Annotated in this window: 27 protein-coding genes; 22 read left to right on the forward strand and 5 right to left on the reverse strand. The window is 72.7% G+C overall.

Features of this window, described 5'->3' with window-relative positions:
- The first annotated feature begins 17 nt into the window (after positions 1-17).
- From rpmJ to glmM, 10 genes are all read left to right on the forward strand, one after another.
- Complete coding sequence (rpmJ, locus tag ACIQWA_RS15250) at positions 18-131, forward strand: 50S ribosomal protein L36 (protein WP_003956441.1); 114 nt, start codon at positions 18-20, stop codon at positions 129-131.
- 175 nt (positions 132-306) lie between these two features.
- Complete coding sequence (gene rpsM / locus ACIQWA_RS15255) at positions 307-687, forward strand: 30S ribosomal protein S13 (RefSeq protein WP_030259703.1); 381 nt, start codon at positions 307-309, stop codon at positions 685-687.
- Positions 688-759: 72 nt separating this feature from the next.
- Positions 760-1,167: a 30S ribosomal protein S11 gene (gene rpsK, locus ACIQWA_RS15260; RefSeq protein WP_030232513.1), complete on the forward strand. Its 408-nt coding sequence runs from the start codon at positions 760-762 to the stop codon at positions 1,165-1,167.
- 146 nt (positions 1,168-1,313) lie between these two features.
- Complete coding sequence (locus ACIQWA_RS15265; RefSeq protein ID WP_030055844.1) at positions 1,314-2,336, forward strand: DNA-directed RNA polymerase subunit alpha; 1,023 nt, start codon at positions 1,314-1,316, stop codon at positions 2,334-2,336.
- Positions 2,337-2,463: 127 nt separating this feature from the next.
- The gene (rplQ, locus tag ACIQWA_RS15270) at positions 2,464-2,937 is read left to right on the forward strand and encodes a 50S ribosomal protein L17 (protein WP_360226279.1); all 474 of its coding nucleotides are present in this window, start codon (positions 2,464-2,466) and stop codon (positions 2,935-2,937) included.
- 79 nt (positions 2,938-3,016) lie between these two features.
- Entirely contained in the window at positions 3,017-3,928 is a 912-nt protein-coding gene (truA, locus tag ACIQWA_RS15275) for a tRNA pseudouridine(38-40) synthase TruA (RefSeq protein ID WP_402482385.1), read from the forward strand.
- 41 nt (positions 3,929-3,969) lie between these two features.
- Positions 3,970-5,628 (forward strand): ATP-binding cassette domain-containing protein, encoded by a 1,659-nt coding sequence (locus tag ACIQWA_RS15280; protein WP_360226285.1) that lies wholly within the window; start codon positions 3,970-3,972, stop codon positions 5,626-5,628.
- Positions 5,629-5,860: 232 nt separating this feature from the next.
- Positions 5,861-6,304 (forward strand): 50S ribosomal protein L13, encoded by a 444-nt coding sequence (gene rplM / locus ACIQWA_RS15285; RefSeq protein ID WP_030055846.1) that lies wholly within the window; start codon positions 5,861-5,863, stop codon positions 6,302-6,304.
- 45 nt (positions 6,305-6,349) lie between these two features.
- A complete protein-coding gene (gene rpsI / locus ACIQWA_RS15290; RefSeq protein WP_229928575.1) occupies positions 6,350-6,859 on the forward strand; it encodes a 30S ribosomal protein S9 in 510 nt (169 codons plus the stop codon).
- Between the two features lie 161 nt (positions 6,860-7,020).
- A complete protein-coding gene (gene glmM / locus ACIQWA_RS15295) occupies positions 7,021-8,385 on the forward strand; it encodes a phosphoglucosamine mutase (protein WP_402482389.1) in 1,365 nt (454 codons plus the stop codon).
- Between the two features lie 66 nt (positions 8,386-8,451).
- Here glmM and coaA read toward each other — a convergent pair whose 3' ends face one another.
- Entirely contained in the window at positions 8,452-9,447 is a 996-nt protein-coding gene (gene coaA, locus ACIQWA_RS15300) for a type I pantothenate kinase (protein ID WP_402482392.1), read from the reverse strand.
- A 108-nt stretch (positions 9,448-9,555) separates the two neighbouring features.
- On the opposite strand from coaA, the gene glmS reads away from it, so the two are divergent.
- Positions 9,556-11,412: a glutamine--fructose-6-phosphate transaminase (isomerizing) gene (gene glmS / locus ACIQWA_RS15305; RefSeq protein WP_360226295.1), complete on the forward strand. Its 1,857-nt coding sequence runs from the start codon at positions 9,556-9,558 to the stop codon at positions 11,410-11,412.
- 32 nt (positions 11,413-11,444) lie between these two features.
- Here the strand turns inward: glmS and ACIQWA_RS15310 are convergent, their stop codons facing one another.
- On the reverse strand, positions 11,445-11,993 hold the full coding sequence (locus ACIQWA_RS15310) for a Uma2 family endonuclease (RefSeq protein ID WP_402482453.1): 549 nt from the start codon (positions 11,991-11,993) through the stop codon (positions 11,445-11,447).
- A 180-nt stretch (positions 11,994-12,173) separates the two neighbouring features.
- On the opposite strand from ACIQWA_RS15310, the gene ACIQWA_RS15315 reads away from it, so the two are divergent.
- The 5 genes from ACIQWA_RS15315 to ACIQWA_RS15335 all read left to right on the forward strand — a co-directional run bounded on the left by ACIQWA_RS15315 (position 12,174) and on the right by ACIQWA_RS15335 (position 17,279).
- Positions 12,174-13,649, forward strand: coding sequence for an NAD(P)H-hydrate dehydratase (locus tag ACIQWA_RS15315; protein ID WP_402482396.1), 1,476 nt, complete (start codon positions 12,174-12,176; stop codon positions 13,647-13,649).
- Between the two features lie 172 nt (positions 13,650-13,821).
- Positions 13,822-15,033: an alanine racemase gene (gene alr, locus ACIQWA_RS15320; protein WP_360226304.1), complete on the forward strand. Its 1,212-nt coding sequence runs from the start codon at positions 13,822-13,824 to the stop codon at positions 15,031-15,033.
- Positions 15,030-16,325 (forward strand): alpha/beta fold hydrolase, encoded by a 1,296-nt coding sequence (locus ACIQWA_RS15325; protein ID WP_402482398.1) that lies wholly within the window; start codon positions 15,030-15,032, stop codon positions 16,323-16,325. The genes alr and ACIQWA_RS15325 overlap by 4 nt, the downstream gene beginning before the upstream one ends.
- Positions 16,326-16,453: 128 nt before the next feature.
- Positions 16,454-16,951 carry a tRNA (adenosine(37)-N6)-threonylcarbamoyltransferase complex ATPase subunit type 1 TsaE gene (gene tsaE, locus ACIQWA_RS15330; RefSeq protein ID WP_360226310.1) on the forward strand — a complete coding sequence of 166 codons (498 nt, stop codon included), beginning with the start codon at positions 16,454-16,456 and terminating at the stop codon, positions 16,949-16,951.
- Positions 16,952-17,078: 127 nt separating this feature from the next.
- A complete protein-coding gene (locus tag ACIQWA_RS15335; protein WP_360226313.1) occupies positions 17,079-17,279 on the forward strand; it encodes a hypothetical protein in 201 nt (66 codons plus the stop codon).
- A gap of 31 nt (positions 17,280-17,310) precedes the next feature.
- Here ACIQWA_RS15335 and ACIQWA_RS15340 read toward each other — a convergent pair whose 3' ends face one another.
- Entirely contained in the window at positions 17,311-17,877 is a 567-nt protein-coding gene (locus ACIQWA_RS15340) for a hypothetical protein (protein WP_402482456.1), read from the reverse strand.
- A gap of 157 nt (positions 17,878-18,034) precedes the next feature.
- Here ACIQWA_RS15340 and tsaB point away from each other — a divergent pair, with 157 nt between their 5' ends.
- Genes tsaB through ACIQWA_RS15365 form a run of 5 tightly spaced genes read left to right on the forward strand, consistent with a single transcriptional unit; the run spans position 18,035 to position 21,576 of the window.
- Positions 18,035-18,709 carry a tRNA (adenosine(37)-N6)-threonylcarbamoyltransferase complex dimerization subunit type 1 TsaB gene (gene tsaB / locus ACIQWA_RS15345; protein ID WP_402482401.1) on the forward strand — a complete coding sequence of 225 codons (675 nt, stop codon included), beginning with the start codon at positions 18,035-18,037 and terminating at the stop codon, positions 18,707-18,709.
- A gap of 23 nt (positions 18,710-18,732) precedes the next feature.
- On the forward strand, positions 18,733-19,221 hold the full coding sequence (gene rimI / locus ACIQWA_RS15350) for a ribosomal protein S18-alanine N-acetyltransferase (RefSeq protein ID WP_360227664.1): 489 nt from the start codon (positions 18,733-18,735) through the stop codon (positions 19,219-19,221).
- A complete protein-coding gene (tsaD, locus tag ACIQWA_RS15355) occupies positions 19,214-20,320 on the forward strand; it encodes a tRNA (adenosine(37)-N6)-threonylcarbamoyltransferase complex transferase subunit TsaD (protein ID WP_402482403.1) in 1,107 nt (368 codons plus the stop codon). Before rimI ends, tsaD begins: the two co-directional genes overlap by 8 nt.
- Entirely contained in the window at positions 20,317-20,622 is a 306-nt protein-coding gene (locus ACIQWA_RS15360; RefSeq protein WP_402482405.1) for a hypothetical protein, read from the forward strand. Before tsaD ends, ACIQWA_RS15360 begins: the two co-directional genes overlap by 4 nt.
- Positions 20,623-20,655: 33 nt before the next feature.
- Positions 20,656-21,576 carry a polysaccharide deacetylase family protein gene (locus ACIQWA_RS15365; RefSeq protein WP_402482407.1) on the forward strand — a complete coding sequence of 307 codons (921 nt, stop codon included), beginning with the start codon at positions 20,656-20,658 and terminating at the stop codon, positions 21,574-21,576.
- A 4-nt stretch (positions 21,577-21,580) separates the two neighbouring features.
- On the opposite strand, the gene ACIQWA_RS15370 is transcribed toward ACIQWA_RS15365, so the two are convergent.
- A complete protein-coding gene (locus ACIQWA_RS15370) occupies positions 21,581-22,759 on the reverse strand; it encodes an SAM-dependent methyltransferase (protein WP_402482409.1) in 1,179 nt (392 codons plus the stop codon).
- 129 nt (positions 22,760-22,888) lie between these two features.
- On the reverse strand, positions 22,889-23,224 hold the full coding sequence (locus ACIQWA_RS15375; RefSeq protein ID WP_402482413.1) for a hypothetical protein: 336 nt from the start codon (positions 23,222-23,224) through the stop codon (positions 22,889-22,891).
- A 248-nt stretch (positions 23,225-23,472) separates the two neighbouring features.
- On the opposite strand from ACIQWA_RS15375, the gene groES reads away from it, so the two are divergent.
- Entirely contained in the window at positions 23,473-23,778 is a 306-nt protein-coding gene (gene groES / locus ACIQWA_RS15380) for a co-chaperone GroES (protein ID WP_014136232.1), read from the forward strand.
- Positions 23,779-23,894 lie beyond the last annotated feature (116 nt).

The following is a 23,894-nucleotide window of genomic DNA, read 5'->3' on the forward strand; positions in this document are numbered from 1 at the left end:
ACCCGGAGAACCTGAACATGAAGGTCAAGCCGAGCGTCAAGAAGATCTGCGACAAGTGCAAGGTGATCCGCCGTCACGGCCGGGTCATGGTGATCTGCGACAACCTGCGCCACAAGCAGCGCCAGGGCTGATCTCCCTCCCGCATTTCTCGTAGTACTTCGCGCGACGCGAAAACGTCATACGCGGGTCACCCGATCCGTCCCCCGCGGACGGACTGCCGCCCCCGGTCAGAGGCCGGGGCTCCCTCACCGTGAGGTGTCGGAGTAGGTGGCTCGTCAGACCTCTGAAGAACAACAGGAGCCTTGAATGGCACGCCTCGCCGGCGTTGATCTCCCCCGTGAGAAGCGGATCGAGATCGCCCTTACGTACGTGTACGGCATCGGCCGTACCCGCGCCCAGCAGACCCTCGCCGAGACCGGCGTCAACCCGGATGTCCGCGTTCGCGACATCACCGAGGAAGACCTGGTCAAGCTGAGCCAGTACATCGACGCCAACTACACGGTCGAGGGTGACCTCCGCCGTGAGGTGGCCGCCGACATCCGCCGCAAGGTCGAGATCGGCTGCTACGAGGGTCTGCGTCACCGCCGTGGCCTGCCGGTCCGCGGCCAGCGCACCCACACCAACGCGCGTACCCGCAAGGGCCCGCGTCGCGCGATCGCCGGCAAGAAGAAGCCGGGCAAGAAGTAGTCCGTCCCGTAACCGGACATCCCTCCGGCCCGCGGGTCAGCGGACCGACCACCTCAGTAGGAGAACAGACTTATGCCCCCCAAGGGTCGTCAGGCTGCCGGCGCGAAGAAGATCCGCCGCAAGGAAAAGAAGAACGTCGCTCACGGCCACGCGCACATCAAGAGCACGTTCAACAACACCATCGTTTCGATCACCGACCCCGCGGGCAACGTGATCTCCTGGGCCTCCGCCGGCCACGTCGGCTTCAAGGGCTCGCGCAAGTCCACCCCGTTCGCCGCGCAGATGGCCGCCGAGGCCGCTGCCCGTCGCGCGCAGGAGCACGGCATGCGCAAGGTTGACGTCTTCGTGAAGGGTCCGGGCTCCGGCCGCGAGACCGCGATCCGTTCGCTCCAGGCCACCGGCCTGGAGGTCGGCTCGATCCAGGACGTCACCCCCACCCCGCACAACGGCTGCCGTCCGCCGAAGCGTCGCCGCGTCTGACGCAGCGCCTTCGGGCACGGTGGTAACGCTGTAAGCCACGTACGGGGTCCCGCGCAGGTGATTAGTCGCTCTGCGCGGGACCCCGTACGCTTGGTCCTGTCGGCATCAAATAGTGGGTGCCGAAGACAACTGGAGGAACATCCCCCATGCTTATCGCTCAGCGCCCCTCGCTGACCGAAGAGGTCGTCGACGAGTTCCGCTCGCGGTTCGTGATCGAGCCGCTGGAGCCGGGCTTCGGCTACACCCTCGGCAACTCCCTGCGCCGCACGCTCCTGTCGTCGATCCCGGGTGCCGCTGTCACCAGCATCCGCATCGACGGCGTCCTGCACGAGTTCACCACCGTGCCGGGCGTCAAGGAGGACGTGACCGACCTCATCCTCAACATCAAGCAGCTGGTCGTCTCCTCGGAGCACGACGAGCCGGTCGTGATGTACCTGCGCAAGCAGGGCCCGGGCGTCGTGACCGCCGCCGACATCGCCCCGCCGGCGGGTGTCGAGGTGCACAACCCCGAGCTGGTCCTCGCCACGCTGAACGGCAAGGGCAAGCTGGAGATGGAGCTGACCGTCGAGCGCGGTCGCGGCTACGTCTCCGCCGTCCAGAACAAGGCCTCCGGCCAGGAGATCGGCCGCATCCCGGTCGACTCGATCTACAGCCCCGTGCTGAAGGTCACCTACAAGGTCGAGGCCACCCGTGTCGAGCAGCGGACCGACTTCGACAAGCTGATCGTCGACGTCGAGACCAAGCCCGCCATGCGTCCGCGCGACGCCATGGCCTCGGCCGGCAAGACCCTGGTGGAGCTGTTCGGCCTCGCCCGCGAGCTGAACATCGACGCCGAGGGCATCGACATGGGCCCGTCCCCGACGGACGCCGCCCTGGCCGCCGACCTGGCGCTGCCGATCGAGGAGCTGGAGCTCACCGTTCGGTCGTACAACTGCCTCAAGCGCGAGGGCATCCACACCGTGGGTGAGCTCGTCGCCCGCTCCGAGGCCGACCTGCTCGACATCCGCAACTTCGGCGCGAAGTCGATCGACGAGGTCAAGGCGAAGCTGGCCGGCATGGGCCTGGCCCTCAAGGACAGCCCGCCCGGGTTCGACCCGACCGCCGCCGCCGACGCCTTCGGCGCCGACGACCTGGACGACGCGGGTTACGCGGAGACCGAGCAGTACTAAGAGATTTGGCCGCGGGGGCGGTTCCACGGAGCCGCCCCCGTCGTCATGGCAAGTCGTGCCGGCAACAGTGCCGGTACGCCCGCTGCGGTACCTGATACGGCCGTATTCGGAGATACAAGGAGTCACCATGCCGCGTCCCACCAAGGGTGCCCGCCTCGGCGGCGGCCCGCACCACGAGCCGCTGCTGCTCGCCGGTCTGTGCCGGGAGCTGTTCCAGTACGGCCGCATCACCACGACCGAGGCCAAGGCCCGTCGGATGCGCCCGCTGGCGGAGAAGCTGATCACCAAGGCGAAGAAGGGCGACATCCACAACCGTCGCCTGGTGCGCAAGACCATCACCGACGTCTCGGTGCTGCACACCCTCTTCACCGAGATCGCGCCGCGCTACGAGAACCGCCCGGGTGGTTACACCCGCATCACCAAGATCGGTCCCCGTCGTGGCGACAACGCCCCGATGGCCGTGATCGAGCTGGTCGAGGCGCTGACCGTCGCGCAGACCGCCGTCGGCGAGGCCGAGGCCGCCACCAAGCGTGCCGTCAAGGAGGCCGACGCCGCGGTCGAGGCCAAGGCCGACGAGGCCGAGGCCACCGAGCAGGCCTGACACCTCCAGGTGTGATGCGGGCCCGCTCTCCCAGCGATGGGGGAGCGGGCCCGTTCCTTATTCGTAGGAGCAGGAGCAAGTGGTCAACGATTGCGCCGAGCAGCCGCCGGTGAAGGACGGGCCGGCCGACGGTCATGTCCGGGTCCGGCTCGACCTCGCCTACCAGGGCGCCGAGTTCTCCGGCTGGGCCCGCCAGAAGGGCGGCCGCCGGACGGTCCAGGAGGAGATCGAGACGGCGCTGCAGATCGTCACCCGCAGCCCGGAGCTGTTCCCGCTCACCGTGGCCGGCCGGACCGACGCCGGCGTCCACGCCCGCGGCCAGGTCGCCCACGTCGACCTGCCGGCGGAGCTGTGGGAGGCGCACCGGGAGAAGCTGCTGCGCCGGCTGGCCGGCCGGCTGCCCGGGGACGTCCGGATCTACCGGGTCGGCGAGGCGCCGGCCGGGTTCGACGCCCGCTTCTCGGCCGTCTGGCGCCGCTACGCCTACCGGGTCGCCGACCACCCCGGCGGGGTCGACCCGCTGCTGCGCGGGCACGTGCTGTGGCACGACCGGCCGCTGGACGTCGAGAAGATGAACGAGGCCGCGAAGCTGCTGCTCGGCGAGCACGACTTCGCCGCGTACTGCAAGAAGCGCGAGGGCGCCACCACCATCCGGACCCTGCTGGAGCTGCACTGGGACCGCGTCCCGGTGGACGGCTACGCGAGCCAGGAGGGCAGCCTCGCGGTCGCCACCGTGCGGGCCGACGCCTTCTGCCACAACATGGTCCGGGCGCTGGTCGGCGCGATGCTGCTGGTCGGCGACGGGCACCGGCCGGTGGAGTTCCCCGGCGAGGTGCTGGCCGGCGGGGTGCGCAACTCGGCCGTCAACGTGATCCGGCCGTACGGGCTCACGCTGGAGGAGGTCGGCTACCCGCCGGACGACCAGCTCGCCGAGCGGAACCGGCAGGCGCGGCGGATGCGCACGCTGCCCGGGCAGCCGGCGGCCGCGTAATCCGTTTTGGCCCGGGGCGTCCGCTTGGGACAATCGCTCCCATGGGACACGTCGAGATTTCGCACCTGGAGTACTACCTGCCGGACGGGCGGGTGCTGTTCGACGACGCGTCCTTCCGGGTCGGCGAGGGGGCCGCGGTCGCGCTGGTCGGGGCCAACGGGGCCGGCAAGACCACCCTGCTGCGCATGATCGCGGGGGACATCCAGCCGCACGGCGGCACGGTGACGATCAGCGGCGGGCTCGGCGTGATGCGCCAGTTCGTCGGCACCACCGGCCGCGAGGACCAGAGCGCCACCCCGGGCGCCCTGCCGGCCGACGCCTCGGTGCGCGACCTGCTGGTCTCGGTCGCCCCGGAGCGGATCGCCACGGCCGCCCGCGCGGTGGACGCCGCCGAGCTGGCGATGATCGCCCAGGACGACGAGAAGACGCAGATGGCCTACGCCCAGGCGCTCTCCGACTGGGCCGACGTCGGCGGCTACGACTACGAGACCGACTGGGACGTCTGCACCATGGCGGCCCTCGGGATGCCCTTCGACAAGGCCCAGTGGCGCGGCCTGAACACCCTCTCCGGCGGCGAGCAGAAGCGCCTGGTGCTGGAGGCGCTGCTGCGCGGCCCGGAGGAGGTGCTGCTCCTCGACGAGCCGGACAACTACCTGGACGTGCCGGCCAAGCGCTGGCTGGAGGAGGCCATCAAGGCCACCTCGAAGACCGTCCTGTTCATCTCGCACGACCGCGAGCTGCTCTCCCGCACCGCTGACAAGATCATCAGCGTCGAGTCCGGCGGCGCCGGCAGCAGCGTCTGGGTGCACGGCGGCGGCTTCGACACCTTCCACGAGGCCCGCAAGGCCCGCTTCGAGCGCTTCGAGGAACTGCGCCGCCGCTGGGACGAGGAGCACGCCAAGCTCAAGAAGCTGGTCGTCACCCTGCGCCAGGCCGCCGCCGTCAGCCACGAGATGGCCTCCCGCTACTCGGCCGCCCAGACCAGGCTCAAGAAGTTCGAGGACGCCGGCCCGCCGGAGGCCCCGCCGCGCGAGCAGACCATCACCATGCGGCTCAAGGGCGGGCGCACCGGTGTGCGCGCCGTCACCCTGGAGCGGCTGGAGCTCACCGGCCTGATGCAGCCCTTCGACCTGGAGGTCTTCTACGGCGAGCGGGTCGCGGTGCTGGGCGCCAACGGGGCCGGCAAGTCGCACCTGCTGCGGCTGCTCGCGGGGGACACCACCGTCGCCCACAGTGGCGACTGGAAGCTCGGCGCCCGGGTCGTCCCCGGCCACTTCCGGCAGACCCACGCCCACCCGGAGCTGTTCGGCCGCACCGTGCGCTCGATCATCGAGGAGGAGCACGCGCTCAGCCGCGGCGCCGCGATGGGCGCGCTGCGCCGGTACGAGCTGGACCGTCAGGAGGAGCAGAAGTTCGAGTCGCTGTCCGGCGGACAGCAGGCCCGACTGATGATCCTCAAGCTCGAACTCTCCGGCGTGACGGCCCTGTTGCTCGACGAGCCGACCGACAACCTGGACCTGGAGAGCGCCGAGGCACTGCAGTCCGGGCTGGAGGCCTTCGACGGCACGGTGCTGTGCGTCACCCACGACCGCTGGTTCGCCAAGACCTTCGACCGCTTCCTGGTGTTCGGGGCGGACGGCAGGGTCTATGAGGCGCCGGAGCCGGTCTGGGACGTCACCCGGGTCGAGCGCGAACGCTGAGTGACGGCCGGGTGGGCGGGAGGCGATTTTTGACCCCTTCCCGCCCGCCCGGTAACCTGGACGCTTGATGTGCGTATTGGCTCGCTCTATCTCACGTGAGAGGTCGGTACGCCGGAGACATCAGGTCGACGACCAGCGGTCCCCCTTGAATTGCGTCCAAGGGTGATCAGGCTGCTCTTCCGTCCGGGTGCTCCTGTCAGGACTCACTCACTGAAAAGCGAAGGCTACGACCGTGCGTACGTACAGCCCCAAGCCCGGCGACGTCCAGCGTCAGTGGCACGTCATCGACGCGACCGACGTCGTGCTCGGCCGCCTGGCCTCCCAGGCCGCCAACCTCCTCCGGGGCAAGCACAAGGCGATCTACGCGCCGCACGTTGACACTGGTGACTTCGTCATCATCATCAACGCCGACAAGGTGCACCTGTCCGGTAACAAGAAGACCCAGAAGCTGGCCTACCGCCACTCGGGCTTCCCGGGCGGTCTGCGCTCGGTGCGCTACGACGACCTGCTGGCGAACAACCCGGAGAAGGCCGTCGAGAAGGCCATCAAGGGCATGATCCCCAAGAACAGCCTGGGCCGTCAGATGCTCTCGAAGCTGAAGGTCTACTCGGGCGACCAGCACCCCCACGCTGCCCAGCAGCCGGTGCCGTTCGAGATCACCCAGGTCGCGCAGTAATTCGGCCACCAAGCCCCCCAACACTGAAAAGAGCTGAGGAACATCGTGGCCGAGACCACTGAAACCCTTGAGGTCGACTTCGACGAGGCCGTTGAGGCCGTCGAGGGCGAGTACACCTCCGAGGAGAGCTACACCTCCGAGTCCCTGGCCGGCCGCTTCGGCGAGGCCACCCCGGGCGCCGGCCTCGGCCGTCGCAAGGAGGCGATCGCCCGCGTGCGCATCGTCCCCGGCACCGGCCAGTGGAAGATCAACGGTCGCACCCTCGAGGGTTACTTCCCGAACAAGGTGCACCAGCAGACCGTGAACGAGCCCTTCAAGCTCCTCGAGCTTGACGGCCGTTACGACGTCGTCGCCCGCATCAGCGGTGGCGGCGTCTCCGGCCAGGCCTACGCGCTGCGCCTCGGCGTCGCCCGTGCCCTGAACGAGGCCGACGTGGACAACAACCGCGGCGCCCTCAAGAAGGCCGGCTTCCTGACCCGTGACGCCCGCGCCGTCGAGCGCAAGAAGGCCGGTCTCAAGAAGGCCCGCAAGGCGCCGCAGTACAGCAAGCGCTAATCGCGTCCCCGGGGGTGCGGTCCGCCCTGGCGGCGCACCCCCTGGTTGCGCAAACCGTCGCCCCGGAGTACCTCGTGTACTCCGGGGCGACGTGTTCCCCGGCTAACGTGCGGCGGCCGGGATCAAGGTGGGTTCCGAGCATGGTGATGGAGGACGGGACAGTGGGACGACTCTTCGGTACGGACGGCGTACGCGGTGTGGCCAACGAGGGCCTGACGGCGGAGCTGGCGCTCGGCCTGTCGGTCGCGGCCTCCCACGTGCTCGGCGAGGCCGGCGCGTTCGACGGGCACCGGCCGGTCGCGGTGGTCGGCCGTGACCCCCGTGCCTCGGGCGAGTTCCTGGAGGCCGCGGTCATCGCCGGCCTGGCCAGCTCCGGCGTCGACGTGCTCCGGGTCGGTGTCCTCCCCACCCCCGCCGTGGCGTACCTCACCGGCGCGCTCGGCGCCGACTTCGGCGTGATGCTGTCCGCCAGCCACAACGCCATGCCGGACAACGGCATCAAGTTCCTCGCCCGCGGCGGCCACAAGCTGGACGACCGGATCGAGGACGCGATCGAGGCCCACTACCGCAAGCACACCGTCGACGGCGAGGACTGGAACCGCCCGACCGGTGCCGCCGTCGGCCGGGTCCGCGAGTACACCGAGGGCTTCGACAAGTACGTCGCCCACCTGATCGGCGTGCTGCCCAACCGCCTGGACGGCATCAAGGTCGTCATCGACGGCGCCCACGGCGCCGCCGCCTACGTCGCCCCCGAGGCCTTCGCCCGGGCCGGCGCCGAGGTCGTCCACACCCTGGGGGCCGAGCCCACCGGCCTCAACATCAACGACGGCGTCGGCTCCACCCACCTGGACCGGCTGCGCGCCGCGATGAAGGAGTACCGGGCCGACCTCGGCATCGCCCTGGACGGCGACGCGGACCGCTGCCTGGCCGCCGACGCCGAGGGCAACGAGGTGGACGGTGACCAGATCATCGCCATCCTCGCGATCGCCATGAAGGAGGCCGGCACCCTGCGCGGCAACACCGCGGTCGCCACCGTGATGTCCAACCTCGGCTTCAAGCTGGCGATGGAGCGCGAGGGCGTCGACCTGGTGGAGACCGCGGTCGGCGACCGCTACGTGCTGGAGGCGATGAAGGAGCACGGCTTCGCGCTGGGCGGCGAGCAGTCCGGCCACGTCATCCTCCTGGACCACGCCACCACCGGCGACGGCACCCTGACCGGCCTGATGCTGGGCGCCCGACTGGCCGCCACCAAGCAGCCGCTGGCCGACCTGGCCGCCGTGATGACCCGGCTGCCGCAGGTGCTGATCAACGTCAAGGGCGTCGACAAGAGCCGGGTGGGCACCAGCACCGAGCTGGCCGCCGCGGTCGCCGCCGCCGAGGCCGAGCTGGGCGCCACCGGCCGGGTGCTGCTGCGCCCCTCCGGCACCGAGCCGCTGGTCCGGGTCATGGTCGAGGCCGCCGACCCGGTGCAGGCCGAGGCCGTCGGCCAGCGCCTGGCCGAGGCGGTCCGCACCCACCTGGGCTGAGCCGCCCCGGACACGGCGAAGGGCCCCCGCCCGGTGCGGGGGCCCTTCGCCGTGCGCCGCGTCCGTTCAGAGCTTGCGCAGCAGCGCCCGGCGGACCTTGTGGTCGGCGCCCTTCTGCAGGACCAGGGTGGCCCGGCCGCGGGTCGGCAGTACGTTCTCCAGCAGGTTGGGCTTGTTGATGGTGCGCCAGACCTGCCGGCCGTACTCCATCGCCTCCTCCTCCGGCACCTCGGTGAAGCGGCGGAAGTAGGAGTTCGGGTCCTGGAAGGCCGTCTGCCGCAGCTTGCGGAAGCGGTCCAGGTACCAGTGCTCGATGTCGTCGGTGCGGGCGTCGACGTAGATCGAGAAGTCGAAGTAGTCCGCCACCGCGAGCCTGGTCCGGCCGTCGGTGCCCGGCAGGGCCGGCTGGAGCACGTTCAGGCCCTCGACGATCAGGATGTCCGGGCGCTCCACCGTCAGCCGCTGGTCCTGCACGATGTCGTACACCAGGTGCGAGTACACCGGCGCCGTCACCAGGTCCTTGCCCGCCTTCACGTCCGCGACGAAGCGCATCAGGGCCCGGCGGTCGTACGACTCCGGGAAGCCCTTGCGGGCCATCAGGCCGCGGCGGCGCAGCTCGGCGTTGGGCAGCAGGAAGCCGTCGGTGGTGACCAGCTCCACCCGCGGGTGCTCGGGCCAGCGGGCGAGCAGGGCCTGGAGCAGGCGGGCGGTGGTGGACTTGCCGACGGCGACCGAGCCGGCCACGCCGATGACGAACGGGGTACGGGTGCGCTCGGTGTCCGGGGTGTCCAGGAACGTGCCCACCGCGCCCCGCAGTTCGTGCGTGGCGTGGATGTAGAGGTTCAGCAGCCGGGACAGCGGCAGGTAGACGTCACGCACCTCGTCGAGGTCGAGTGCAGTGCCGAGGCCGCGCAGCTGCTCCACCTCCTCGGCGGTCAGCGGCAGTGGCGTACGCTCGCGCAGCGCGCTCCACTCGGCCCGGCTGAGGTCCACGTAGGGGGACGGGGACGGGCCGGGCGTGGCGGCGCCCCGCGTACAGAGTTCGGTCAGCACATGCTCCATTGTGAGCCGTCGCGGTGTTCACCGTGGTTGTGGTGTCGGTCACGCAGCGTTGGGGCGAGCCGGGAAAGACGGGAAAACGGCCACAGAACCGCCCTTATGCTGGCACGCATGTGCGGAATTGTTGGATACGTGGGCGCGCAGTCCGCCCTCGACGTAGTAATCGCGGGCCTGCAGCGACTGGAGTACCGGGGCTATGACTCGGCCGGTGTCGCGGTGCAGGCGCAGGACTCCCAGGGGCAGTGGAGTCTGGTCACCGACAAGCGGGCCGGAAAGCTCGGCAACCTGGAGAAGTCGCTCGCCGAGTCCCCCCTCCCCGGCGGCACCACCGGCATCGGCCACACCCGTTGGGCCACCCACGGCGGCCCGACGGACGCCAATGCCCACCCCCATCTGGACGACGACGGCCGGGTGGCCGTGGTCCACAACGGCATCATCGAGAACTTCGCCCAGCTGCGCGCCGAGATCGCCGAGCGCGGCCACACCCTCCGGTCCGAGACCGACACCGAGGTCGTCGCCCACCTGCTCGGCGAGGCCTACGAGGGTGACCTGGCCGAGGCCATGCGCGTGGTCTGCCGCCGGCTGGACGGCGCCTTCACCCTGGTCGCCGTCCACGCGGACGCGCCTGGCGTGGTGGTCGGCGCCCGTCGCAACTCCCCGCTCGTGGTGGGCCGTGGCGAGGGCGAGAACTTCCTCGCCTCCGACGTCGCCGCCTTCATCGCGCACACCCGTGAGGCGATCGAGCTGGGCCAGGACCAGGTCGTCGAGCTGCGCCGGGAGGGCGTGACCGTCACCAACTTCGACGGCACCCCGGCCGAGGTGCGCGAGTACCACGTCGACTGGGACGCCTCCGCCGCCGAGAAGGGCGGCTACGACTACTTCATGCTCAAGGAGATCGCCGAGCAGCCGAAGGCCGTCGCCGACACCCTCCTCGGCCGGATCGGCACCGACGGCCGGCTGACCCTCGACGAGCTGCGGATCTCCGACGCCGACCTGCGCTCGGTCGACAAGGTCGTCATCGTCGCCTGTGGCACGGCCTTCCACGCCGGCATGATCGCCAAGTACGCGATCGAGCACTGGACCCGCATCCCCTGCGAGGTCGAGGTCGCCTCGGAGTTCCGCTACCGCGACCCGATCATGGGCCCCGGCACGCTGGTCATCGCCATCTCGCAGTCCGGCGAGACCATGGACACCCTGATGGCCCTGCGGCACGCCCGCGAGCAGGGCGCCAAGGTCCTGGCGATCTGCAACACCAACGGCTCGACCATCCCGCGCGAGTCGGACGCGGTGCTGTACACCCACGCCGGACCGGAGGTCGCGGTCGCCTCCACCAAGGCGTTCCTGACCCAGCTGGTCGCCTGCTACCTGGTCGCCCTCTACCTGGGCCAGGTGCGCGGCACCAAGTGGGGCGACGAGATCTTCACCATCATCCGCGAGCTCGGCGACGCGCCGAAGCAGGTCGAGCAGGTGCTGGAGACCATGGAGCCGGTGCGCGAGCTGGCCCGCTCGCTGGCCGACGCCCGCTCGGTGCTGTTCCTCGGCCGTCACGTCGGCTTCCCGGTGGCCCTGGAGGGCGCGCTCAAGCTCAAGGAGCTCGCCTACATGCACGCCGAGGGCTTCGCGGCGGGCGAGCTCAAGCACGGCCCGATCGCGCTGATCGAGGAGGGGCTGCCGGTCGTGGTGGTCGTGCCCTCGCCGCGCGGGCGGTCGATCCTGCACGACAAGATCGTCTCCAACATCCAGGAGATCCGGGCCCGTGGCGCCCGCACGATCGTGATCGCCGAGGAGGGCGACGAGGCGGTCGTGCCGTACGCGGACCACCTGATCCGCATCCCGGCCACCCCGACCCTGCTCCAGCCGCTGGTCTCCACCGTTCCGCTCCAGGTCTTCGCCTGCGAGCTGGCCACGGCCAAGGGCCACGAGGTCGACCAGCCGCGCAACCTGGCGAAGTCGGTCACCGTCGAGTAGTAGCGGCGTGGCGCCCCTGCGGTGGCTGTGCCCTACCGCAGGGGCGCCGTGTCGAGCGTGAAGGAGAACGGGGCGGGCAGGTCGATCGACTTGCCGAACTCGACCTTGGTTTGAGTGATGTAGTCCTCGCCGTCGGGTTCGGTGAACAGCGTGACCATGCCGTCGGTGCGGTCGACCAGCAGGTAACAGGGGATTCCCGCAGCGGCGTAGCCCTTGCGCTTGGGCTCGCGGTCCTTGTACGGGTTGCTTGAGGTGATCTCGAAGACCAGCAGGACCCCTTCCGCGGGCGCCCAGGAGTCGGCGTGCTCGAAGTGGCCGACAGGGCTCAGGGTGCCGTCGGGGATGAAGCGCCCCCTGGGCGTGATCAGCCCCTTGTTGCCGGAGATGTCCAGCTCGGCCTCCACCTTGCGCATGAACTGCCGGTTGAGCAGTGAGAACGCGGTCTCGTGGGCCCCGTCCGGTGGCGGCGTCACGACGATCTCCCCTTCGATGAATTCAGCCTTGCTCCCCAGCGGGGTGTCCAGCTCCAGAAACGCCTGGAGAAGGCTGTCCTCGCCCAGCGGGTGCTCGACAGCAGGCATGGCGACCATGGCCCTTCTCCCTCCTGTGGGTCCGTGCCGAGCCACAAGGTAGGCGTACGGACCGACACCGGTGGGGCATCGAAGTGGTTGTCACTCGAAAGTGTGCCGCAGGCCCGGCTCCCGTGGGGCGGTGGCGCGGGCTAGCGTCGGCGGTAGCCGACCGCCGAAGGAGTTCTCCCCATGCGCCACGCACACCCTGTGGAAACCGTTCGGGCCGCTGAGGCCGCGCTGATGGCCAGGCTGCCCGAGGGCACGCTGATGCAGCGGGCGGCGGCCGGACTGGCGGCGACCTGTGCGCGGCTGCTGATCGGGCGTCGGGGGCGGGTGTACGGCGGCCGGGTGACGGTGCTGGCGGGCAGCGGGGACAACGGGGGTGACGCGCTGTACGCCGGGGCGGCGCTGGCCCGGCGCGGGGCGCGGGTGACGGCGGTGCTGCTCGCCCCGGCGAAGGCGCACCCGGGTGGGCTGGCCGCGCTGCGGGCGGCCGGCGGGCGGGTGACGGCGGAGCAGGAAGTCGGCCTGGCCGACTTCTCGTGCGCGGACCTGGTGCTGGACGGGATCGTCGGCATCGGCGGCCGGGGCGGGCTGCGCCCCGAGGCCGTGCCGTACGCGCGGGCCGAGCGGCGCGGGGTGGTGGTGGCGGTGGACCTGCCCAGCGGGGTGGACGCCGACACCGGCGAGGTGCCGGGGGAGGCGCTGCGCGCGGACGTCACGGTCTGCTTCGGCACCTACAAGCCCGGGCTGCTGATCGACCCCGGGGCCTCGTACGCGGGCGCCGTGCAGCTGGTGGACATCGGCCTGCAACCGCCCGGGCCGGAGGTGACGGCCCTGCAGCACGCGGACGTGGCGGCGCTGCTGCCGCTGCCGGGCGCGGAGAGCGACAAGTACCGGCGCGGTGTGGTCGGGGTGGCGGCCGGCTCGGCGCGGTACCCGGGGGCGGCCCTGCTGGCGGTCGCCGGGGCGCTGCACGGCGGTGCGGGTGCCGTCCGGTACATCGGCACGGCGGCCGAGGAGGTGGTGCGCCGCTTCCCGGAGACGCTGGTCACCGAGGGCGGCCCGGCCGGGGCCGGTCGGGTGCAGGCCTGGGTGGTCGGGCCGGGCGGCGGCGAGGGGGCGCGGCAGGCGCTGGCCGAGGCACTGGCGGCCGACGTCCCGGTGCTGGTGGACGCGGACGGGCTGACCGAGCTGGGCCGGCTCGGTCCGCGGGCCCTGGCCGGCCGTACCGCGCCCACCCTGCTGACCCCGCACACCGGCGAGGCCGCCCGGCTGCTGGCCGGCGCCGACGGCACCGCGCCGCCCGCCGCCGAGGCGTTGGCCGCCACCCGGCTGGCCACCGCCCGGCGGCTGGCCGCCGCCTACCGGGCCACCGTGCTGCTCAAGGGCTCCACCACGGTGGTCGCCGACCCGGGCGGGGCCGTCCGGGTGAACCCCACCGGCACCTCCTGGCTGGCCACCGCGGGCAGCGGGGACGTGCTGGCCGGGCTGGCCGGTTCGCTGCTGGCCGCGGGCCTGCCGCCGCTGGACGCCGCCTCGGTGGCCGCCTACCTGCACGGCCTGGCGGGCCGGGAGGCGGCGGGCGAGCCCGGGGCGCCGGTGACGGCGCTCGCGGTGGCCGATGCGCTGCCCGCGGTCTGGCGGGCCGTCCGGCAGCCGTGACCGCGGTCCGGCCCCGCCCCACGGCGGAACCGAGACCTCCGTGCAGCGCGTCCTGAACCGGGTGGATGAGCCGTCCGCCGCAGGTCGGCGGGGTGCCGGGGGCCGCGGTGCCGACCACCGCGCCGAAGGCCCGTTCGGCGAGGACTCCGGGACGTCTGGGAGACTGACCCTGATGACAACTGCGAACACGACCGGAACGGCCACCCTCACCGACGGCGTACGGGCCGAGGCGACCATCGATCTCGCCGCCCTGCGCGGCAACCTCGCCAGCCTGCGGGAACGCGTCGGGAGCACGGCGGTGATGCTCGCGGTCAAGGCGGACGCCTATGGCCACGGCGCGGTCGAGTGCGCCCGCGAGGCGGTCGCGAACGGGGTCGGCTGGCTCGGCTGCGCGACGCCGGACGAGGCGTTGGCGCTGCGGGCCGCGGGCATCCGCCCCGACCAGGCCCGCATCCTGTGCTGGCTGTGGACGCCGGGTGGGCCGTGGCGCGAGGCGCTGCGCGCGGACCTGGACATCTCGGTCAGCGGCCGGTGGGCGCTGGAGGAGTTGCTGACGGCCGTTCGGCAGACCGGCGTTCCGGCGCGCGTCCACCTCAAGGCCGACACCGGCCTCGGCCGCAACGGCTGCCAGCCGCACGACTGGCCGCAGCTGGTGGCCGAGACCCGGCGGGCCGAGGCGGAGGGCCTGCTGCGGGTGGTCGGCGTCTGGTCGCACTTCGCCGCCGCCGACGAGCCTGGCCACCCCTCGATCCAGGCCCAGTTGGACTCCTTCCGCACCGCGCTGGCGCAGGCCGAGGCCGCCGGGCTGCGCCCCGAGGTCCGGCACCTGGCCAACTCCCCAGCCACCCTGCTGCTGCCCGAGTCGCACTTCGACCTGGTCCGTACCGGCCTGGCCGCGTACGGGCTGTCGCCGGTGCCCGAGGTGGGCTCGCCGGCCGACTTCGGGCTGCGCCCGGTGATGGCGCTGACCGCCCGGCTGGCGCTGGTCAAGCACGTCCCCGGCGGGCACGGGGTCAGCTACGGCCACCACTACGTGACGCCCGGTCCGACCACGCTGGGCCTGGTCCCGGTCGGCTACGGCGACGGCGTCCCGCGGCACGGCAGCGGCACCGGCCCGGTGCAGATCGGCGGCAAGTGGCGCACGGTGGCCGGCCGGGTCGCGATGGACCAGTTCGTGGTGGACCTGGGCGGCGACACCCCCGAGACCGGCGACGAGGTGCTGGTGTTCGGCAACGGCGAGCGCGGTGAGCCGACCGCCGAGGACTGGGCCCGCGCCTGCGGCACCATCTCGTACGAGATCATCACCCGGATCGGCACCCGGGTGCCCCGCCGCTACCTGGACGGGAGCCACGGCGGCGGCCACGACGGGGGCCGTACGGCATGACCGACACGCCGGCCGACAGCAACCCGGTCGCGGCGGTGGCCAAGGCGGCCGGCGCGGCCACCGGGGTGAGCCGGGCCGGTGTGATCGGGATATCGGTCGGCGTGCTGGCGGCCGGTGCGGCCGCGGGCGTCGCGATCGAGCGGCTGACGGTCGGCCGGGCGATGCGCCGCCGGGCCCGGGCCGAGCTGGAGGCGGCAGCCCCGTACGGGTCGCTGCGCGGGCGCCCGCTGACGGTGGCCGCGCCGGACGGCACCGAGCTGTACGTCGAGCTGGACGGCACCGGCTGGGACGAGCCGGACGGCACCCCCTCTCAGCCGCTGACCGTGGTGTTCAGCCACGGCTACTGCCTCAACCAGGACAGCTGGCACTTCCAGCGGGCGGCGCTGCGCCAGGGCCTGCGGCTGGTCTTCTGGGACCAGCGCAGCCACGGCCGCTCCGAGCGCTCCCGCTCGTACCTGGCGGGCGAACCGGCCAGCATCGACCAGCTGGGCGGTGACCTCAAGGCGGTGATCGACGCCGTCGCGCCGACCGGGCCGCTGGTGCTGGTGGGCCATTCGATGGGCGGCATGACGGTGATGGCGCTGGCCGACCAGCACCCTGAGCTGTTCCGGACGAGAGTCGCCGGGGTCGCGCTGGTCGGCACCCTGGCGGGGGACTGGAACGAGGTGAGCCTCGGTCTGCCGAAGGCGGGGGCCAAGCTGTTCAAGAAGGTCGCGCCCGGGGTGGTGAAGCTGCTCGGCCGTCAGGTCGACCTGGTGGAGGCGAGCCGGCGGATCGGCTCGGACGTGGCCGCCGTGTTCTACCGGCGGTTCTCCTTCGGCGGCCGGGACGTCGACCCCGGCGTGGTGCGCTTCGCCGAGCAGCTGCTGGACGCCACCCCGATCGACGTGGTCGCCGAGTTCTACCCGGTGTTCGGCGCGCACGAGAAGTACGGGGCGCTGGCCGCCCTGCGCGGCCTGCCGGCCCTGGTGCTGGCCGGGACGAAGGACCTGCTGACGCCCTCGGCGCACAGCGAGGCGATGGCCGAGCGGCTGCCGGGGGCCGAACTGGTGCTGGCCGAGGGTGCCGGGCACCTGGTGCTGCTGGAGCGCCCGGAGCTGGTCGACCACGAGCTGGCGCGGCTGCTGCGCCGGGCCGCCGACTTCGCCGGCGCCGCGCCGCTGCCGCCGGCCGTCCTCGAACTCGCGGCCGAACCGCCCCGGGAGGAGCGTCCTCCGGCGGGCGCTGACCCGGACACGCACCCGAACACGCACCCGGACGCGGACCCGGATCCGGCCGTCGACCCCGCCTGAGACCGGCCCGGGCCCCCGCCGGGCCCGCCGGGCACCCGCACGCCACGGCAGGGTGCGGTGATGTGGCACGGTAGCGGTGGCGGCCGGTGGTCGGTGCGCCACTACGGACCGAAGGGCAAGACACGCGCATGGGCTCGCACGCCACTCTGACCGTCCCCACTCCGGAGCGGATGGGCCGGCTCGGCCGGGAGCTGGCCGCGCTGCTGCGGCCGGGGGACCTGGTGCTGCTCTCCGGTGAGCTGGGGGCGGGGAAGACCACGCTGACCCGGGGCCTGGGGGAGGGGCTGCAGGTCCGCGGGGCGGTGACCTCGCCGACCTTCGTGATCGCCCGGGTGCACCCCTCGCTGGTCGGCGGCCCGGCCCTGGTGCACGTGGACGCGTACCGGCTGGGCGGGGACCTCGACGAGATGGAGGACCTCGACCTGGACGTCTCGCTGCCGGAGTCGGTGATCGTGGTCGAGTGGGGCGAGGGCAAGGTCGAGCGGCTGTCCGAGGAGCGCCTGGAGGTCCGGATCGAGCGGGCGATCGGTGACACCGCCGGCGAGGACCACGACCCGCGCCGGGTGCTGCTCACCGGCATCGGGCCGCGCTGGGCGGGCGTCCCGCTGGCCGGGCTGGCTGACTAGGCGCCCCGGCACCGGTCGATCGGGTTCCACCGTTTTGCCGACAGGCCGTCGGCAAGGTGTTGCGGGCGGGGCGCCGGGCGTGGTGGGATGGGTGCTGCGGTTAGGTCTGCCTAACTAGGGAGGCGCCATGTCGAGCACCACCCCCGCCCCGGAGCGCGCCGTGCGCGACACCGGGGCCGGAGAGTCCGCCCGCCGCGCTCCGGGAGAGCCGATGCGGGCCCTGCTGGCCGCCTGCGCGGCCGCCGAGGCGGTGTCCAGGCCGCCCGAGCCGAAGGCCCGACAGGCCGACGAGGAACCCGAGACGGGCGCGCCCCGGGCCGCCGCCTAGCGCGGCCGGGCGCCCGTCCGCCCCGTCCGTCCTACGGGACCACGACCACCTTGGTGCCGGTCGGCGCGAAGTCCCAGAGCAGCTGCCCCTCGGGGCGGCCGCTGCGGATGCCGCCGGTCTTGGCCTTCGGGTCGGCGGTCGGCGTCGTGCCGTCCAGCGCCGCGCTGAATCCGAACACCACGCCGTTCTGCTGCGCGAAGCGCACCACGTGCTCGATCTGCTTGCCGTCCGTCCCGGTGGCGGTCTGGGTGCGGCTGTACACCGAGTAGCTGCCCGGGGTGGGCTCGACCGAGCCAGGGGTGACCGCGAAGGCGGCCGCGACCTGCGGGTTCTTCTTCGGGTCGACCAGCCAGACGAAGTGGCCGCCGGCCGAGTAGACGACCCGCGTGCCGCTGCCCGAGGTGGCCGGCAGCGGCGGGACGGTCGGGGTGGCGGAGGCGCTCGGCGTCGCGGAGGCGGCCGGGCCGGTGGACGTCGAGGCGACGGTCGGCCTGGCTCCGCCCGCGCGGTCCTGGGCGCCGTTGGCCTGGAAGGCCAGCAGGCTCACCACTGCCAGGGCCCCCAGGGTCAACCCCGTGACCACCACTCCAGGACCCATCTTCGCCACGTGCCCGCTCCCGCCGCCGTCCGCTGTACGTACCGCCCTTATCGTGCCAGGTCCCCCGGGCGGGTCGGCGGGTGGCCAGTACGTGTGTTCCGGAGGGGGACACCAGCTCGATCGGCCGGTCGGCCCAACGTCGGTCTAACCTTGACCCGTGCTGCTGCTCGCGTTCGACACCGCTACCCCCGCCGTCACCGCCGCCGTCCACGACGGCACGGCCGTCCTCGCCGAGACCCACCAGGTCGACGCCAGGCGCCACGGCGAACTGCTGCTGCCCGCGATCGACCAGGTCCTGCGGGCCGCCGGAGTGGACAAGAGCCGGCTCACCGGCATCGCGGTCGGCGTCGGCCCGGGCCCGTACACCGGCCTGCGGGTCGGTCTGGTGACCGCCGCCGCGCTCGGCCACGCGCTCGGCCTGCCCGTGCACGGCGTCTGCACCCTGGACGCGATCGCCTTCCAGGCCCGCGCCGAGGGCCTGGCCGGGCAGTCGTTCACGGTCGCCACCGACGCGCGCCGCAAGGAGGTCTACTGGGCCTCCTACGACGCCGAGGGCAACCGCACCGAGGGCCCCGGCGTGGACCGCCCGGCCGAGCTGACGCCCGCCGCCCGCTCGGTGGGCGCCGGCGCGCTGCTCTACCCCGAGGCCTTCCCGGGCGCCCACGGCCCCGAGCACGTCTCGGCCGGCGCCCTGGCCGGCTTCGCCGCCGCCGAGCTGGCCGCCGGGCGCGAGCTGCTGCCGAACGTGCCGCTGTACCTGCGCCGCCCGGACGCCCAGGTCCCGGCGGGCTACAAGAACGTTCTGGGGGGCAAGGCGGTGTTCCCGGCGTGAACCACGGCACCACCCTGCGCCCGATGCGCTGGTGGGACATCGAGCCGGTGCTGGACCTGGAGCTCAGGCTGTTCCCCGAGGACGCCTGGTCCGCCGGGATGTTCTGGTCCGAGCTCGCCGAGGCCCACCCCGGCGGCACCCGCCACTACTCGGTCGCCACCGCCGCGGACGGCACGATCGTCGGCTACGCCGGCCTGATGGCCGTCGCCGGTGACGGCGACGTCCAGACCATCGCCGTGGACGAGCGCCACCAGGGCGCCGGCCTCGGCACCGCTCTGCTCACCGACCTGATCCACGAGGCCGCCCGGCGCGGCTGCGCCGACCTGCTGCTGGAGGTGCGGGTGGACAACCAGCGCGCCCAGCGGCTCTACGAGCGCCACGGCTTCGAACCGGTGGGCATCCGGCGCGGCTACTACCAGCCCGCCGACGTCGACGCGCTGGTGATGCGCCTCGAGAACCCGAGCACTGACAGCACCGACCCGAAGGACATTGAGGACACCCCCCATGGCTGACGAACCGCTCGTCCTGGGCATCGAGACCTCCTGCGACGAGACCGGCGTCGGCATCGTGCGCGGCACCACGCTGCTGGCCGACGCGGTCGCCTCCAGCGTCAACGACCACGCCCGCTTCGGCGGCGTCGTCCCGGAGATCGCCAGCCGCGCCCACCTGGAGGCGATGGTCCCGACCATCCAGCGCGCCCTGGACACCGCCGGCATCAAGGCCGCCGACCTGGACGGCATCGCCGTCACCGCCGGCCCCGGCCTGGCGGGTGCGCTGCTGGTCGGCGTCAGCGCGGCGAAGGCGTACGCCTGGGCGCTCGACAAGCCGCTGTACGGGGTCAACCACCTCGCCTCGCACATCTGCGTCGACCAGCTGGAGCACGGCCGGCTGCCCTCGCCGACGATGGCCCTGCTGGTCTCCGGCGGGCACTCCTCGCTGCTGCTCAGCGAGGACATCACCACCGACGTCCGCCCGCTCGGCGCGACCATCGACGACGCGGCCGGCGAGGCCTTCGACAAGGTCGCCCGGGTGCTCGGCCTGGGCTTCCCCGGCGGCCCGATCGTCGACCGGACGGCCCGCGAGGGGGACCCGAAGGCGATCGCCTTCCCGCGCGGCCTGACCGGGAAGAACGACCCCGAGTACGACTTCTCCTTCTCCGGCCTCAAGACCGCCGTCGCCCGCTGGGTGGAGGCCAAGCGCCGGGCCGGCGAGGAGGTGCCGATCGCCGACGTCGCGGCCTCCTTCCAGGAGGCGGTCACCGACGTGCTCACCCGCAAGGCCGTCAAGGCCTGCAAGGACAGCGGCGTCGACCACCTGATGATCGGCGGCGGCGTCGCGGCCAACTCCCGGCTGCGCGAGATGGCCCAGCAGCGCTGCGACCGGGCCGGCATCCGGCTGCGGGTGCCCCGGCCGGGCCTGTGCACCGACAACGGCGCGATGGTGGCGGCGCTGGGCTCCGAGATGGTGTGGCGCGGCCGCACCCCCTCCGCCTTCGAGCTGTCCGCGGACTCCTCGCTGCCCGTCACCGACGTCCACGTCCCGGCCGGGGAAGTCGGGCACGGCGACGTCCACGGCCAGGCCTACCAGGCCCTCGGCGGCGGCGCCGCGTGACCGTCGCCGCGATGTGGGAGGCCCGCGCGGCGGACGGTCGCGGGGCCGAACTCGCCGCCTGGGTACGGGAGTTCGCGATTCCCGCGGTCCGCGGCGCGGCCGGGCTGGAGCGCCTCGAACTGCTCTCCGCCCCCGGCGAGAGGGTGCTGCTGATCACCTGGTGGAGCGGCGAGCCCGGGCCGGTCGCCGACCCGCCGGCCGAACTGCTGGGCCGTCCGGTGCACCGCTGGTCCTTCACCAGCGAGCACGTCGAGCAGGGCCCGGACGGGAACCGCCGCGGCGGCGCTACCGTGCATAGCTGAGAGAACGCTGGACGGGACCGGGAGCGCGGTGCGGTGAACAGGGACGGGCTGGGCAGGACCAGGACCAGGACGTACGCGGCGGGGGCGGTGGCCCTGCTGGCCTTCGCCACCGCGTGCGGCGACAACGGGGGCGGCGGCAGCGCCGCCCCGGCCGCGAGCACGGCCGGGACGGCGGCGGCGACCCAGCCGCCCGCCGGCGGCACACCCGGTGCGCCGGCCACCACGCCCGGCGCGGCCCCGGCCCAGGGCGACGCCGCGGCCTGGGCGAAGTGGAACCTCAAGCCGCTCGCCCCGGCCCCCGCGCCGCCCGCCGACAAGCCCGTCAAGCTCGAACGCACCGGCACCGTACCGGTGTTCAGCGATGTGAAGACCACCGACAAGGTCGTCTTCATCACCATCGACGACGGCGCCGAGAAGGACCCGAAGTTCGTCGAGATGCTGACCGAGCTCAAGGTGCCGATCTCGATGTTCCTGACCAAGGACATCGTCAAGAACGACTACGGCTACTTCAAGCCGCTCCAGGCGCTGGGCAACCACATCCAGAACCACACCGTCACCCACCCGGTGATGAGCAAGCTCTCGGCCGACAAGCAGAAGTCCGAGATCTGCGAGGACCAGGCCGCGCTCACCCAGCAGTACGGCACCGCCCCGCTGCTGTTCCGCCCGCCGTTCGGCGACGGCGCCAACACCCCGATGCTCAACACCTCGGTGCAGCAGTGCGGCCCGCGCGCCATCGTGCTGTGGCGCGAGTCGATGCAGATCCACGACATGCAGTACCAGGCGGGCGACAAGAAGTTGAAGCCCGGCGACATCATCCTGGCGCACTTCCGCGGCCCCAAGGAGCTCAAGGGCGCCACCATGACCCAGATGTTCGCGGACCTGCTGGCCCGGATCCAGGAGCAGGGCTTCTCGGTGGCCCGGCTGGAGGACTACATCCAGGCGCCGCCCTCGTAGCCGCTCAGACCGGCCGGCCCACCGGCCGGCCCAGCATCATCAGCGGCCCGTTGTCGGTGCGGCTGAGGATCACCGTGACGGAGTCCGGCCCGGAGGGCTTGAGCTGACGGCGCAGCTCCTCCGGGGTGATCGCCATCCCACGCTTCTTGATCACCACCGTGCCGACCCCGCGCTCGCGCAGCAGCGCCTTCAGCTTCTTGACGTTGTACGGGAGCACGTCGGTGAGCTCGAAGGCGTGCGCGTACGGGGTGGCGACCAGCCGGTCCGAGGTCACGTAGGCGATCTTCGGGTCGATCAGCCGGCCGTCGACCTGCCCGGCCACCTCGGCCACCAGGTGCGCCCGGATCACCGCGCCGTCCGGCTCGTACAGGTACCGCCCGACCGGGCCGGCCGGCGGGTCGGGCAGGTCGCCGCCGGTCAGGCTGTCGCCGTGCGGCAGCAGGGTCGCGCGGTGCGGGCGGACCGCCCCGGTGCCGAACCAGAGCACCGCCTCCTTGACGTCCCCGTGGTCGGAGACCCACTCGGCCTCGGCGTCCGCCGGGACGGCCTCGTGCGGGATGCCCGGGGCGACCTTCAACGCGCCGATCGGGGTCCGCCGGCCGGCCTCGATCGCCCAGGAGAGCGGCGGGGCGTACGCCTCCGGGTCGAACACCCGGCCGCGCGAGGTGCGCCGGGCCGGGTCAGTGAAGACCGCGTCGTAGCCGGTGACGTCCACCTCGGCGACGTCCGCGCAGCGCACCTCCACCAGCTCCGCCAGGCCCAGCGCGGCGGCGTTGGCGGCGGTGGCGGCGCAGGCCGCCGGGTCCTTGTCGACGGCCAGCACCCGGATCCCGGCCCGGGCCAGTGCCAGCACGTCCCCGCCGATGCCGCAGCACAGGTCCGCCAGGGTGCGCACGCCCAGCTCGGCGAAGCGGCGGGCCCGCCACTCGGCCACGCTCCGCCGGGTGGACTGCTCGACCCCGTTGGGCGTGAAGTACATCAGGTCGGCGTCCGCCCCGAACTTCGCCCGCGCCCGCTGCCGCAGCCGCGCCTGGCCGAACACCGCCGACACCAGCTCCGCCGGGTGCTCCCGCCGCAGCCGGGTGGCCAGCGCCAGCTCCTCCTCGGGGGCGAACTCGCGCAGCTCGGCGAGCAGGGCCTGACCCTCGGGGGTCAGCAGGGGCTGGAGGTTCTCGGTGTCCACGGGCTCATTCTGACCGGTCGGCCGCCGTGCGGGCGGACGGCCGGCCAGAGCCCGGACGGCCGGAGCGCCGGAGCGCCCAGCGTGACCCAGGGGGTGATCCGGTACCCGAGTGCCGGGAGCCGCGGGCGGTTACCGCCACAGGACGCCGGAGGAGAGCACCGCCGGCACGACGAACGGCGAGAGGGCGGCGGCGACCGGGAGGAGCTGGTAGCCGGAGCGCCAGGTGCGGACGGCCGTCAGGACGCCCGCGGCGAGGGCGGCGACCGGACCGGCCATCAGGCCGATGCCCAGGAAGGCCCAGCCGCTGCCGTCCCCGTCGTCCCAGCTGCCGGAGCCGCTGCCGACGGCGACGGTGACGCAGAGGACGACGAACGGGAGCACGCCGCCCAGCAGGGGCAGGGCGAGGAGGGCGAGGGTCGCGTCCTTGAGCCGGCCCGGCCCGACGCGCAGCGGGATCGAGGTCATGGCAGGAGTCTGGCCGCCCGGTCGGGCCCCGCACATGAGTACGGCTACTCATCCGCCGGCTGAGCCCGCAGTGCGCGTCGTTGGCACTCTGGTTGACTGAGTGCTAACGGCGGCCTATGGTCGTCCTTGGCACTCCCCAGTGGGGGAGTGCTAACGCGAAGACGCGCTTCTGACCCCCGCGACGGCAGATGCGCAGGTTCGCCCCTACCCGTTAGAAAGCCCCGTAATCTCCGAAGGGGAGCTCGGACGTGACCACCAGCAGCAAGGTTGCCATCAAGCCGCTCGAGGACCGCATCGTGGTCCAGCCGCTCGACGCCGAGACCACCACGGCCTCCGGCCTGGTTATCCCGGACACGGCCAAGGAGAAGCCCCAGGAGGGTGTCGTCCTGGCTGTCGGCCCGGGCCGCTTCGAGGACGGCCAGCGGCTGCCGCTCGATGTCGCCGTCGGTGACATCGTCCTGTACTCGAAGTACGGCGGCACCGAGGTGAAGTACCAGGGCGAGGAGTACCTCGTCCTCTCCGCCCGCGACGTTCTCGCCATCATCGAGAAGTAAGTCGTTCCGACCCGCCCCGGATCCGTGTCCCTAGTGACAGGGGCCCGGGGCGTGGTTGTTGGTTCAGGTAGTTCGGAGGCCGGTCGGCCGGCCGCAGCCCCGAGGGAATAGGGAAC

This window comes from Kitasatospora sp. NPDC098652 (genome assembly GCF_044760155.1).
Classification (GTDB): Bacteria; Actinomycetota; Actinomycetes; order Streptomycetales; family Streptomycetaceae; genus Kitasatospora.